This is a genomic window from Actinacidiphila paucisporea, assembly GCF_900142575.1.
In the GTDB taxonomy this organism is placed as follows: domain Bacteria; phylum Actinomycetota; class Actinomycetes; order Streptomycetales; family Streptomycetaceae; genus Actinacidiphila; species Actinacidiphila paucisporea.
The window spans coordinates 174,060-187,553 of sequence record NZ_FRBI01000010.1 but is presented as its reverse complement, the minus strand read 5'-3'; the positions used below and the strand labels follow the sequence as shown (position 1 = coordinate 187,553).

The 13,494-nt window shown below is 73.7% G+C and carries 7 protein-coding genes; 6 read left to right on the top strand and 1 reads right to left on the bottom strand.

Translation table 11 applies throughout. The features are described 5' to 3' along the window. Positions 1-17: 17 nt before the first annotated feature. Positions 18-374: a DoxX family protein gene (locus BUE44_RS17405; protein ID WP_073499317.1), complete on the bottom strand. Its 357-nt coding sequence runs from the start codon at positions 372-374 to the stop codon at positions 18-20. Positions 375-795: 421 nt separating this feature from the next. On the opposite strand from BUE44_RS17405, the gene BUE44_RS17400 reads away from it, so the two are divergent. From BUE44_RS17400 to BUE44_RS17375, 6 genes are all read left to right on the top strand, one after another. Then, a complete protein-coding gene (locus tag BUE44_RS17400; protein WP_073499315.1) occupies positions 796-3,483 on the top strand; it encodes an AMP-binding protein in 2,688 nt (895 codons plus the stop codon). A 124-nt stretch (positions 3,484-3,607) separates the two neighbouring features. Further along, the gene (locus BUE44_RS17395; protein WP_073499313.1) at positions 3,608-6,625 is read left to right on the top strand and encodes an AfsR/SARP family transcriptional regulator; all 3,018 of its coding nucleotides are present in this window, start codon (positions 3,608-3,610) and stop codon (positions 6,623-6,625) included. Between the two features lie 361 nt (positions 6,626-6,986). After that, on the top strand, positions 6,987-8,840 hold the full coding sequence (locus tag BUE44_RS17390; protein ID WP_235002218.1) for an AfsR/SARP family transcriptional regulator: 1,854 nt from the start codon (positions 6,987-6,989) through the stop codon (positions 8,838-8,840). Positions 8,841-8,933: 93 nt separating this feature from the next. After that, positions 8,934-9,866 carry an aromatic prenyltransferase gene (locus tag BUE44_RS17385; protein ID WP_073499477.1) on the top strand — a complete coding sequence of 311 codons (933 nt, stop codon included), beginning with the start codon at positions 8,934-8,936 and terminating at the stop codon, positions 9,864-9,866. 119 nt (positions 9,867-9,985) lie between these two features. After that, positions 9,986-11,758 (top strand): FAD-dependent monooxygenase, encoded by a 1,773-nt coding sequence (locus tag BUE44_RS17380; RefSeq protein WP_073499311.1) that lies wholly within the window; start codon positions 9,986-9,988, stop codon positions 11,756-11,758. Positions 11,759-11,852: 94 nt separating this feature from the next. Then, positions 11,853-13,370, top strand: coding sequence for an FAD-binding oxidoreductase (locus BUE44_RS17375; protein ID WP_073499309.1), 1,518 nt, complete (start codon positions 11,853-11,855; stop codon positions 13,368-13,370). The last annotated feature ends 124 nt before the right edge of the window (positions 13,371-13,494 follow it).

The following is a 13,494-nucleotide window of genomic DNA, read 5'->3' as shown; positions in this document are numbered from 1 at the left end:
TGGGACAGGCCCTGGGCCTACACCGCTCCGTGGTACATGACGCCGAGCACCAGGGCGGCGATCGCGGTGGCGAGGAAGACGATGCCGCCGACGATGTCACGGGAGCCCACCCGCAGGTGGGCGATGATCGCGCCGATGAAGTACAGGATGAGGCCGCACGCGGCGAGGGTCCCCAGGATCGGCACCCGGAAACCGGCCACCAGGCCCAGGGTGCCCGCCGCGAGCAACGAGCCCAGCACCGGGACGTACTTGCGCGGCAGGCCCTTCATGTCAGCCTGTGTCTTGGGGTATTCATGGCCGATCAGGTAGGTGACGGCGGCGGCGCCGTTGAAGACCGCGCCGAGGACGGTCACCGTGACGTAGGCGGCGAACACGATTTCTCCGCATCTGTGGGAACAGTCGGCATCGGAATGCTGCCTGCGTGTCGATGATCGTAGCGGTTCTGGCAAGCGTGACCCCAGGGCGGGCATGCGGCCGTAACCGGGTTGTAATCAGCGGCATTTGGCGCCGCCGCGCTTGTGGAACCGGATGCGCGGCCGTTGCGGAGTCCGCGCCCGGGAGCCATTCTCCTCCGTCCGGCCGACCACGTTTCCCCCGCGCTTGTGCGAGGCAACCATACGATGACGGAACGGAGTTGGGCGTTGATATTTATGGGTAACACTGATGGGGCCCGACTTCGCGCAGCCGTAATCAGCGCACCTGAACTACCTGTATAGGTCGTGTATGGCACGCCCTGGCAGGGTGGCTCGACTCGCCCCACCCAGCGAACGCCCGTGGAACCCGACAGGAGCGACCTTGTCCGAACCGCAGACCACCGCCCCCGCGGACCGGCGCGTCGTACTCAACAGCGAGGGGCAGTACTCGATCTGGTGGACCGACCGCGAACTGCCGGCGGGCTGGCGGGCCGAGGGGACCGCGGGGTCGCGGGAGCGGTGCCTGGTCCGCATCCAGGAGCTGTGGGCCGACCTGCGGCCGGTGAGCCTGCGGCGCCGGGCGGAAGCGGAAGGGGAGGGTGCGGCGCAAGCGGAGGGTGCGGCCGACCGGTTGGGGGCCGGTGCCGCCTCGGTCCCCGGGCTGGTCGGGCGGCAGGCGCGGCGGAATCCGGAGGCCGTGGCCGTGGAGGGCGACGGGTTCGTCCTGTCCTACGGCGGGCTCGACGCCGCGTCCAACCGCTGGGCCCGGTATCTGCGGTCGCGGGGCGTGGGGCGCGGCGTGCTGGTGGGGGTGCTGCTCGGCCGGGGCGCCGAGCTGCACGCGGTGTCGCTGGGCGTGTGGAAGGCGGGCGCCGGGTGCGTGCCGCTGGACCCGGACTTCCCCGCCGCCCGGCTGCGCCTGCTGCTCGCCGACGCGGGGGCGCGGGTGCTGGTCACCGAGGCGGCCTACGGGCCCGACGCGTTCGAGGGGCAGCTGCTGTGCGTGGACGACCCCGAGGTGTGCGGTGAGCTGGCCGGGCACCCGGGCGAGCCGCTCGCCGGGGCGCCGGACCCGGACGACGTGGCGTGCGTGGCCCACGTGCCCGCCGCGGCCGGTCGCCCGCACGCCGTGACGGTCACCCACCGCGGCCTGGCGCACCACGTGGCCTGGGCCGAACGGGAGTTGGCCAGGACGGGAAGCGGCGGCACCGCGGTCTTCGGCTCGGCCGCCTCCGAGCTGACGGCGACCGGCCTGTGGGCGCCGCTGTGGTCCGGGCAGCGGGTGCTGCTCGCCCCGCAGGCCCTGGACCCGACGCGGCTGGGGGAGTGGCTGGCGGCCGCCGGCCCGTTCGGCTTCCTCAAGCTCACCCCAGGCCATCTCGACCTGCTCATTCGGCAGTTAGGCGACGAGGCGGTCGCGGCGCTGGCCGGCACCTTCGTGGTCGCCGGCGGCGAGCCGGGTCCCGCGGCGGACCAGCTCGCCGAACTGCTGGGTCCCCGGCGGCTGTTCACCTCGTACAGCACGGCCGAGACGTCGTACGGCACCTTCCTGCACCCGGCGCCGCCCGGCGCCGAGGCGCAGATACGGGTGCTCGACGACACCTGCCGGCGCGTACCGGCCGGTGTCGTCGGCGAGTTGTACGTGGCCGGGCCCGGGGTGGCCCGCGGCTACGACGGCCGGGCCGCGCTGACGGCGGACCGGTTCCTGCCCGACCCGTACGGCCCCGAGGGGACGCGGATGTTCCGCACGGGTGAGCTGGCGCGGCGGACGGCGGCGGGCGAGGTGGAGCTGCTCGGCCGCACCGACCGGCAGGTGTGGGTGCGCGAGCACCGGGCCGACCCCGCGGAGACCGAGGAGGTGCTGCACGACCACCCGTACGTCGCCGAGGCCGTCGTCATCGCCGTGCGGGCCGCGCCCGGCGACGTCCGGCTGGCCGCCTACGTGGTGCCGCGCACCGGCGCGCGGGGCCTGGACGCGGCGGCGCTCGCGGCCCACTGCCGGCAGCGGCTGCCCGCGCACCTGGTGCCGGCGAGCCTGGCCCTGCTCGACGAGGTGCCGCGCGCCGCGGACGGCCGGCTGGACGTGGCGGCGCTGCCCAGCCCCGGGTGGTACGACCCGTGCGGGCCAAAGGACGCCCACGGGCGGCTGCCCTTCGAGGGGCGCGCCTTCGCCGAACTGGTCGCGGCGTGCCGGGTGCCCGGTGCGTCCGTCGCCGTCATGGAGGGCGGCGACCTGGTGGCGGTCGAGGCCGCGGGAACCGACGGGGAGGGCAGGGCGGTCACCCCGCGCACCGCCTTCCCGGTGGGCGGGCTGAGCCGGCACGTGGCGACGCTGGGCGCGCTGCGCCTGGTGGACGAAGGGGTGATGGCCCTGGACGCCGAGGTCGCCCGCGACGGCGACACCTCGGCCACCCTCGCCGACCTGCTGGGGCACACCGGCGTGGACGCCGGCTCCGACCGCCTCCCCGCGCTGCTCGAGGACGCCACGGGCGAGCCCTTCCGGCTGCTGATGCGGCGCCTGGTGCTGGGGCCGCTCGGCCTGGACGACAGCTGGTTCGGCGAACAGCCGGGCGCGTACGGCAGGGCGGGGACGACCGGCGCCCCGGCGGCCCGTGTCGGCCACGACGCCGCCGGGCACCGCCTCGGCGCCGCCCGCACGGCCGCCGGCCCGGGCGAGCTGTGGACCACCGCGGCGGACCTGGCCAAGGTGGCGCTGGAGATCCGCCGCTCCGCGCTCGGCGCCCCGCTCGCCCTGCTCGGCCGGGAGACCGCGGCGCGCATGCTCACGCCCAGCCCGGACAGTCTCTACGGCCTCGGCACGATGGTCGACGTCCTGGGCTCCGACACGGAGTTCGGGCACGAGGCCGCCCCTGACGGGTACTACGCGGCCACGGCACTGCGCGTGCGTACCGGTCGCGGGCTCGTCGTGCTCGCCAACGGCCGCGCCGGTGAGCGACTACGCAAAGAGATCGGTGCGCGCCTGAGGGACGTACGCCAAACGATGGAGCGGCGTTGGCCATTGAGTGACGGAAAGTGGCGAGGCCCGGAAGACGCGCAGGGAGCGGGGTGAAGGACCGGTACGCAGCGTGAGAGGTTCGCAACCATGTTGTCCGCGCCAGGCGTAGTACACACAATGACTCTGCAATGTCTCCCGCGGGGGGGCGGGGCGTGCGCCGCCCCGGGAAGGGGACGGTGTGTCACCCTGGCTATCTTTTCAGGTGCTGGGCCCGCTCAAGGTGAGCGTGGACGGCAAGTCACTACTACTACGCAGCGCGCGGCAGCGCACGATCCTGGCCGTGCTGCTGCTCACTCCGGGACGTGTCGTCTCGGTGGACGCACTGGCGGACGCCGTCTGGGACGGCGAGCCGCCCGCCACAGCGCGCAACCAGATCGCCATCTGCGTCTCCGCGCTGCGCAAGACGTTCCGTGACGAGGCGGGTGTCGACGGCCTCATAGAGACCGTGCTGCCGGGTTACGTGCTGCACACCGAGGGCCATTACGTCGACGTGGTCGACCTGTACGAATCGGCGGCGGCCGCGGGGGCCGCCGCGGAGACAGGCGACCCGGACGCGGCCGCGGCCCGGTTCGAGGACGCTCTCGCGCTGTGGTCGGGGCCGGTGCTCGACGGCATGGACGGCGGCGCCCTGACCGGGGCGGTGAGCCGGCTCACCGAGCTGCGCATCGACCTGGCGGAGGAGTACGCCGCCGTCCAGCTCCAGCAGGGCCGCTACCGGTCGGTGGTGGCGAACCTGTCCCCGGTCGTGGCCGAGCACCCGCTGCGCGAGCACGCGCGTGCCGTCCTCATGCGGGCGTACGACCGGTTGGGCCGCCGGTCAGAGGCGCTCGACTGCTTCCGCGAGGGGCGCCGCATCCTCATCGCGGAGCTGGGCGTCGAACCCGGCCCCGAACTGCAGGAGCTGCACCGCAAGGTGCTGGAGGGCGACGGTCCCGCCCCGGTACGGACCGCACCGCCCACCGCCGTGGCCGCGCGTCCGCCGGAGGCCGTACCGCGGCAACTGCCGCTGCCGCCCGAGCCCTTCGTCGGCCGGGAGGCCGAACTGGAACTGCTCGAAAGGCTCGTGCAGCCGGCGCCCGGCCAAGGCGGCGGCCTGCCGGTGCGGATCGCCGCGGTCTACGGCGCCGCCGGTGTCGGCAAGAGCGCGCTCGCGCTGCACTGGGCCGACCGTGTCGCGGAGCGCTTCCCCGACGGGCAGATCTACCTGGACCTCCAGGACCTGCCGGGCAACGGCGGCCCCGTCACGGCCGAAGCGGCCCTGGACCGGGCGCTGCGCGCGCTCGGCGTGCCCGGCGCCGCGGTCCCCGCCGGCCTCCAGGACCGGGCCGCGCTCTACCGCAGTACCCTCGACGGCAAGCGGCTGCTCGTCGTCCTGGACAACGCCGGCTCCCTGGACCAGATCCGGCCGCTGCTCCCGGGGCGCGGCCCCGCCCGGGCGCTCTTCACCAGCCGCGACCCGCTCAGCGGGATCGCCGGCGCCTTCGCCGCGGTCCGCGTCGAGCTGCACGTCATGAGCCCGGCGGAGTCGCTCGGCCTGCTCGCCGCCACCATCGGCGACCACCGGGTGGCGGCGGAACCCGCCGCGGCGCAGCGGCTGGTGGACCTGTGCGACCACCTGCCGCTGGCCCTGCGGATCGTGGCGACCCGGTTACTGTCCGACCACCAGGGGTCGCTGCGCAGGATGGCCGCACGCATGGAGGACCGCCGCGAGCGGCTCGACGTGCTCAGCTCCGGTGAGAGCGGGGTCCGCTCCGGCCTGTGGCTCAGCTACCGGGCCCTGTCCGTCCAGGCCGCGCGCCTCTACCGGCAGTTGAGCATGCTGGACGTGCCCGACTTCCCGGCCTGGATCGGCGCCCCCGTCCTCGGAGTCACCCCGGGCGACTCCGAGGAACTGCTCGACCGGCTCGCCGCCGCGCAGTTGCTGGAAACCTGCTCCGTACACGGCGGCGGCACGCGCTACCGCTTCCAGGACCTGATGCGGCTGTTCGCCCAGGAGCGCTGCCTGGCCGAGGACAGCGCGCAGGAACGCGAACAGACCCTGGACCGGGTCCTGTCCGCCATGCTCACCGTCGTCTACGCGGCGCAGGAGCAGCTGTACGGCAAGGGCGAGGTGGCCCCGCACGTCCCCGCGTACACCGCGGAGGTCCCGGGCGGGACGGTCAGCGAACTGGTCGCCGACCCCATCGAGTGGTTCGAGGGCGAGCGGGAGGTGCTCGGCTCGCTGGTGGCGCAGGCCGCGCGCGGCGACCAGGCGGGCCGCGCCTGGGTCCTCGCGGTGGGCTCCGTCTCCTTCTTCGAGACCCGCAACCACCTGGAGGACTGGCAGCGCACGGCCGAGTGCGCGCTGGCGGGTGCGCGGCGCGTCGGCGACATCCGCGGGGCCGGCACCATGCTCCGCTCGCTGGGCACGCTCGCCATCTACCAGCGCCGCTACGAGGAGGCGCGGGAACGGCTGGAGTCCGCCCTGCTCCACCTGGAGCAGACCGACGACATCCAGGGCCGGGCCATCGTGCGGCGGAACCTCGCGGTGTGCGCCCGCTTCTCCGGCGACCTCGCCGGGGCGGCCGGCAGCTGCGAGGAGGCCCTGGTGCTCTTCCGGCAGGCCGGCGACTCCTCGGGGCTGTCCCACGCGCTGGGGCTGCTCGCCCAGATCGAGATCGAACTGGGCAATCCCGAGCGGGGCGTGGAGCTGAGCAACCAGGCCATCGAGGTCAGCTACGAGGCCGGATCGCTGCGCAGCCGCACGCAGAACCTCTACCGCCTCGCCGAGGCGCTGCTCAGCGCCGGGCAGTCGGCCCAGGCGGAAGGGGTCTGCCACGACGTGGTGGGCCTCACCCGCGGCCAGGGCGACCGGCTGGGCGAGGCCCACGGGTTGTGCGTGCTCGGCGAGGCGCAGTGGCGGCTGAACGAGCCGCACAAGGCGCGCGCCAGCCTGCTGCGCGGGCTGCGCGCCGCCGAAGAGGTCAACGACCGGTTCCTGCAGGCCCGTATCACCACCAACCTGGCCTGCGCCGAGGCGATCACCGGTGGCACCGGCGCCGACGCGCCGCTGGAGTGGGCGCAGCAGGAGTTCCGTACGCTCAACGCCCCGGTGTGGGTGCGGCGTGCGGGCCGGCTGCGGGAGGCGCTGGAGTCGCACGACGCCGACAGCCCGATCGAGGGGCTGGTGCTCGCCGAGCTGCTGCACGGCTGCTGATCGCGGCCGCGGGCCCGACCTGCCCCGGGCGTGCCTCACGTCCAGGGCAGGTCGCTCGTGCCCGTGCTGTTGCCGAGGGCAAGGAGCAGCGGAAGAAAGAGGAGCGCGGTGGTGAGGAACGCCGCTGCGACCGTACGGGGCTTTCGCATGGATGACTCTCCCTAAGAGTTCGCTGTAATTCCTCCGGACGGCTCTTGGCATCACCCTAGGCGCGGTCGCTTTTGACGCGGTTTCCCGGCGATTTCGCGTCCCCGAAATCGACTCGATAATGCGGGAAAAGAGTCGGCGGATACGTTCACGAACAGATTTCACCGGGGATTGTTCGTGGGACGGGGACCGCACTGTGCTGAACTCTGGGGGAGTGGCCGTCCGGCCTGCCGACAAGACCGCCGACGGACCCGCCGACGCTGACGACCCGCGCGCCGACCCGTCGCTGACGCTCGAATTCCGGCTGCTGGGACCGGTGTCGGTGACCCGTGCGGGCACGGCGGTCGCGCTGCCGGGGGCGAAGATCCACACCGTGCTCGCGGTGCTGCTGCTGGCCCGCGGCGCCCTGGTCGCGGACGGCCGGCTGAGCGCGGCACTGTGGGGCGACGCCCCGCCGCCCACCTCGAACGCGCAGATATACACGTACGTGTCCCGGCTCAGGAAAATCCTCGGGGACGACGCGGAACGGATCTCCAGGAAAGGCCCGGGATACGTACTCGACGCCCGGGGCGCCGAGGTCGACCTCTTCGCCTTCGAACGCCTCGACCGGCTCGGCCGCCAGGCGCTGAAGGAGAACCGCCACGAGGAGGCGGGGCGGCTGCTCGGCAGCGCCCTGGACTGCTGGAGCGGCCACGCCCTGGACAACGTGACCGAGCACCTGCTCCAGTCCGAGCGGCCGCGGCTGGAATTCCTGCGGGCGGAGGCGCTGGAGCGCCGCATCGAGGCGGACCTGGAAACCGGCAGGCACCGCTCCCTGGTGCCGGAACTGCTCTCCCTGGTGGCCCGCTTCCCCATGGAGGAGAACCTGCGCGCCCACCTCATCACGGCGCTGCACCGCTGCGACCGGCAGGCCGAGGCCGTCCACGTCTACACCGAGGGCCGCCGGATACTCGACGAGCAGCTCGGCGTGGTGCCGGGGCAGCTGCTCAGCAACGCCTACCTGCGGATGCTGCGCGGCGAGGGCGCAGCGCAGCCGCGCCGGCCGCTGGTCGCACTGCCGGTGCGGACGGCCCCCTTCACCGGGCGCGCGGCCGAGGCGGCCCGGCTCAGGTCACTGCTGTTGCGGCGGCCCTCGGGCCCGGTCTCCCGGCTCAGGGCCGCGCTGGTCACCGGGATGCCCGGCAGCGGCAAGACCGCGCTGGCCGCCGAAGTGGCCCACGGCTGCGCCCGGTCGTTCCCCGACGGGGTGGTGCACGCCGACCTCCAGGACGCCGACGGAGCCGCCCGGGCGCCCGCGGCCGTACTCGCCGAGATCCTCTGCGCGCTCGGCGACACCGGGCAGCCCGGGCAGCGCGGCGGCCACGACCTGACCGACCTCGTACGCCGCTACCGCGCGCTGACCGCCACCTCCCGGCTGCTGGTCGTGCTGGACGACGCGTCCAGCGACGCGCAACTGGCCCCGCTGCTGCCCGCGAGCCCGGACACCGCGCTGCTCGTCACCAGCCGCAGACGGCTGGTGACCGTGCCGGCGCCCTGCACGGTCCCGCTGGAGCCGCTGGGCGACCAGGACGCGGTGGCGCTGCTCGCCGAGACCGCCGGCGCCGACCGTATCCGTGCCGAACTCCCCGCGGCACGCGACCTGGTGCGCTACTGCGCCGGGCTGCCGCTCGCCGTGCGGATCGCGGGCGCCCGGCTCGCCGCCCGCCCGCACTGGACGGTGGCCCGGCTCGCCGCCCGGCTCGCCGACCCGCGCACCCGGTTGGCCGCCCTGTCCTACGGCGACCTCGACCTGCCGCGCACCCTCGACCGGGCGCTGTCCCGGCTGAGCCCGATCACCGCGGCCGTCCTGCCCTGGCTCTCGGCGGTCGGCCCCGGCCCCTTCACCGCCCGGCTGGCCGGTGACGTGATCGGCCTGGACGGGGTCGAGAGCGCCTTGGAGGAACTCGTCGACGCCTGCCTGCTCACCTCGGAGCCGGACAGCGCCGCACTGGGCGAGGACCGCTACCGATTCCACCCCCTCTTCCTGCTGCACGCAGGCGAGCTGCCCAGAAGGGAACTTCCCCGGTGATCCCGCGCCAAGCGAACGGCAAGTGCGGTGACAGGTCTGTTGAAGACGGATGGCTGAGGCTGGCCGCCATGAATCCCAAGGATGGTGAACGCCATGAGTGAGGCGGCCCCGACCCCTCAGGAAGGCGCGATACAGGCGCTGCACTCGGCCATCGAGGAGGCAGCCGGACTGCTGGAGGTGGAGTACGCGCGTGACAGGGTGCTGCGCATCCTCGACCTCTACGGCGGGGACCTCGCCGAGGGCGTGGTCGCCTTCCGAGTGTCGACCGGCGCCCGCCGCGCGGGCGAACTGGACTGCCGCTTCACAGTGCCGCGAGACACCGACCCCTACGAACTCGCCGTCAAGAACGGCCTGCTGGCGGACACCGACCACCCCGTCTCCCGGCTGCTCGCGGACATCAGCGAGAACTGCCCCGTCGACGGCTACGGCATCGACTTCGGCGTCGTCAAAGGCTTCAAGAAGATCTGGGTGGTGCTGCCCAGGACCGAACTGCAGCCCGTCGCGCACCTGGCCGGCATCGCCTCGATGCCGCCCAGCCTGGGCGCGAGCCTGGACTTCATCGCCCGGCACGGCCTGGGCGACACCGTCGGCCTGCTCGGCATCGACTACGTCGGCCGCACCGTCAACATCTACTTCGGCGAACCGCCCGAGGGCGGCATCGCCCCCGAGTCCGTACGGTCGATGCTGCGCGAGATCGACCAGGCCGAGCCCTCCGAGCAGGCACTGCGGCTCGGACAGCAGGCCTTCGGCGTCTACGTGACCCTCAGCTGGGACTCCCCGCTGATCGAGCGGATCTCCTTCGCCGTGGCGACGACGGACCCCGCCTCCCTCCCCGTCGAACTCGACGACCGGATCGACCTGTTCGTCCGGCACGTGCGCGCCGCCGACCCGGACACGAAGTTCGTCTACGCCGTCGCCTCCCAGCCCGACGGCGAGTACTACAAGCTCCAGTCCTACTACCGGTGGGGCTCCGGCGTGCCGGAGATCATGCAGCTGCCCGAGGGAGTCCTCGCGGACCCGGTGTAGCCCCGCCCCGCTCGCTTCCCCCGCCTGAAATGGCGTCGCTCGTTTTCTTGAACTCCCTGTGGCCCGGCGGACGTCGGATGCTTCCTGCCGCCCGGCCGCACTCCCGGAAGGACGAAACCTTGGGCACCGTAGAAGTTCCGGTACTGATCGTGGGCGGCGGCGGCGCCGGCCTGTCCGCCTCCACCTTCCTGTCCGACCACGGCGTCGGCCACCTGCTGGTGGAGCGCCGCGCGGACACCTCGCGCCTGCCGAAGGCGCACTACGTCAACCAGCGCACCATGGAGATCTTCCGCCAGCACGGCCTGGCCGACGACGTGCTCGAACTGGGCGCGAGCCCCGAGCAGTTCGGCAAGGTGCGCTGGCAGACCACGCTCACCGGCCAGGGCCCGCTCGACGGGCGGCTCATCCACGAGATGGACGGCTTCGGCGGCGGCGCGCTGCGCGAGGCGTACGAGGCGGCCGGACCGGTGCTGCCGGTCAAGCTGCCGCAGCTGCGGCTGGAGCCGGTGCTGCGCCGGCACGCCGAGCAGCGCAACCCCGGGAAGGTGCTGTTCGGCCATGAGCTGGTCTCGCTGACCCAGGACGAGGGCGGCGAGAGCGTCACCGCCGAGATCCGCTCCGCCGAGACCGGCGAGACCACCACGGTCGTCGCGCGCTACGTCATCGCCGCCGACGCCGGCCGTACGGTCGGCCCGGCGATCGGCGCCCGCATGGAGGGCATGCCCGCCCTGTTCGACGCGACCACGGCGTATTTCTCCGCCGACCTGTCGCAGTGGTGGAACGAGGGCTCGCTCATCACCTGGTTCCTCAACCCGATGCGCCCCGACCTGTCGAGCGCGCTCATCGAGATGGGCCCGACCTGGGGCAAGAACTGCGAGCAGTGGGGCATCCACCTGCCGCTCGCGGGCATCGACCGCGATGACGAGCAGGCGGTCGTCGGCCGTATCCGCGAGGTCCTCGGCCTGCCCGACCTCGAACTGACCCTGCACGAGGTGACCAGCTGGACCGTGGAGGCGGTGCTCGCCGAGCACTACCGCCACGGCCGGGTCTTCCTGGCCGGCGACGCCGCCCACCGGCAGCCGCCCGCCGTCGGCCTGGGCCTGAACTCCGGCATCCAGGACGTGCACAACCTCGCCTGGAAGCTCGCCTCGGTGATCTCCGGCGGCGCCGACGACAGCCTGCTCGACGCCTACGAGGCCGAGCGCCGGCCGGTCGGCCAGTTCAACCTCGGCTGGGCGATGTCCGCCTCCGCCAACCACCTGGTCGTCATCGACGCCGCGCTGGGCCTCGGCCCGCACGTGCCGCCGGAGCGCCGCGCGGGGGTCTTCTTCGGCTTCTTCGCGCCCACCCCGATCGGCGCCGCGCAGCGCGCCAGGGCCGCGGAGATCTTCGCCACCCACCGCGGCGAGTGCCAGGCCATCGACGTGGAGACCGGTTTCTCCTACGAGCAGGGCGCGGTCGTCCCCGACGGCAGCCGCCCGCCGGCCCGCTCGCCGCTGGGCGACACCTACCGGCCCACCACCCGCCCCGGCCACCTGCTGCCGCACGCCTGGATCGAGCGGGACGGGCAGCGGCTCTCCACCCACGACCTGGTCGGCTCCGGCGCCGGTTTCGTCCTGATCACCGGCTCCGAGGGGGCCGCGTGGGCCGAGGCCGCCACGCTGGCGGCCGAGAAGCTCTCCGTCCCGGTGACCGCGGTGCGGATCGGCGAGGGCGGCGACTACGCCGACGCCGACGGCACCTGGGAGCACCTGCGCGAGACGGGCGGGGCGGGCGCCGTCCTGGTCCGGCCCGACCAGCACGTGGCCTGGCGTGCGACCGGCGCCGAGGCGGACGCCGCGGGCGCGCTGACCGAGGCGCTCTCCCTCGTCCTGGGCCACCGGGCCTCGTGACCGCCCGCCCCGGCCCGTCTCCTTCGAGACCCGACCAGACGCCCGATCAGGCGTGTCCCGCGCGGCACGCCCTGACGAAGACGGAAGAAACAGCATGATCAACAGAAGGTCCTTCCTCGCCGGCGCCGGTGGTGCCGCGGTGGCCGGGACGGTGCTGGCCGGCGCCACGCAGGCCAAGGCCAACGCCTCGGCCACCAAGTGGAGCCGGCTCGGCGACCGGCTCCAGGGCCGCCTGGTGCTCCCGACCGACGCGGACTACCAGAAGGCCAAGCAGCTCTACCAGGTCGAGTTCGACTCGACCAACCCCAAGGCGGTCGCCTACTGCGCCTCCCCCGCCGACGTCGCCGCCTGCCTGCGCTTCGCCGAGGGCGAGGGCATCCCCGTCGCCGCGCGCAGCGGCGGCCACAGCGCGGCCGGCTACTCCACCACCCCCGGCCTGGTCGTCGACGTCTCCTCGCTCAACTCCGTGGTGCCCGGCGACGGCACCGTGCGGATCGGGACCGGCGCCCAGCTCGTCGACATCATGGACACCCTCGCGCCCAGCGGCCTGGGCATCTCCGGCGGCTACTGCCCCACCGTCGCGGCCGGCGGGTTCTTCCAGGGCGGCGGCATGGGCCTGTTCACCCGCAGCATCGGCATCGCCGCCGACAAGGTCACCTCGGCGCAGGTGGTGCTCGCCGACGGGCGTACCGTCACCGCCTCGCCCGACTCGCACAAGGACCTCTTCTGGGCCCTGCGCGGCGGTGGCGGCGGCAACTTCGGGGTCGTGACCTCCTACGACGTCACCCCCTCGCCGCTGACCAACGTGGCCGCCATCAACATGGTGTGGCCCTTCGACCAGGCCCTGGACATGCTGGACGGCTGGGCCAGGTGGCTGCCCGACGCGCCCTGGACGATCGGCAGCGGCGTCAACGTCACGCTCACCGACGCCGGTCCGGGCACCGTGCCGAGCGCCGCGGTCTTCCTCGCCTCGGTGGACACCGGCCCGGCCTTCGACGCCGAGATCGCCCGGCTGCTCTCGCTGGTCGGCCGGCCCACGGTCTTCCAGCAGAAGTTCACCGCCCCCTACCGCAACGTGCTGATGCAGCTCTACCAGTGCTCCGAGCTGTCGGTGCAGCAGTGCCACCGCGTCGACACCTCCGCCGACGGGCACATCCAGCGCCCGGCCTTCGGCGCCTGGCGCAGCCGCCTGTTCGAGGACGCGATGCCGCGCGAGGGCTGGTCCAAGGCGCTCGACGCCTTCGTCGACCACCGCTACCCGGGGCAGATGCGCCAGCTGCAGATCTCCGCCCTCGGCGGCCAGGCCAACACGCTGCCGCGCGACGCCTCCGCCTACGTCCACCGCGACAGCCTCTTCTCGGTCAGCTTCCTCACCTCGGAGGCCGCCGCTCCGGTCCCCACCGAGGCCAAGGAGGCCGCCTGGGCCTACGTCGACGGCGGCTTCGCGGCCATCGACCCCTACTCCAACGGCGAGACCTACCAGAACTTCATCGACCCGCGCCTGCCCGACTGGCGGCGCTCCTACTACGCCGAGAACTACCCGCGGCTGGCCCGGGTCAAGTCGAAGTACGACCCCTACCAGTTCTTCCGGTTCGCGCAGAGCGTCCGCTGACCGGCGCCCGGCTCCGCCCGCCGCTCGCACCGGGGCGGGGCCGGGCCCCCCTTCCTCCGCGGCCCGGCGCGCCGCCGCACGGCGCCACCAGCCCTTCCCGCCGGTTCGGCCGGCCCAGACAGGA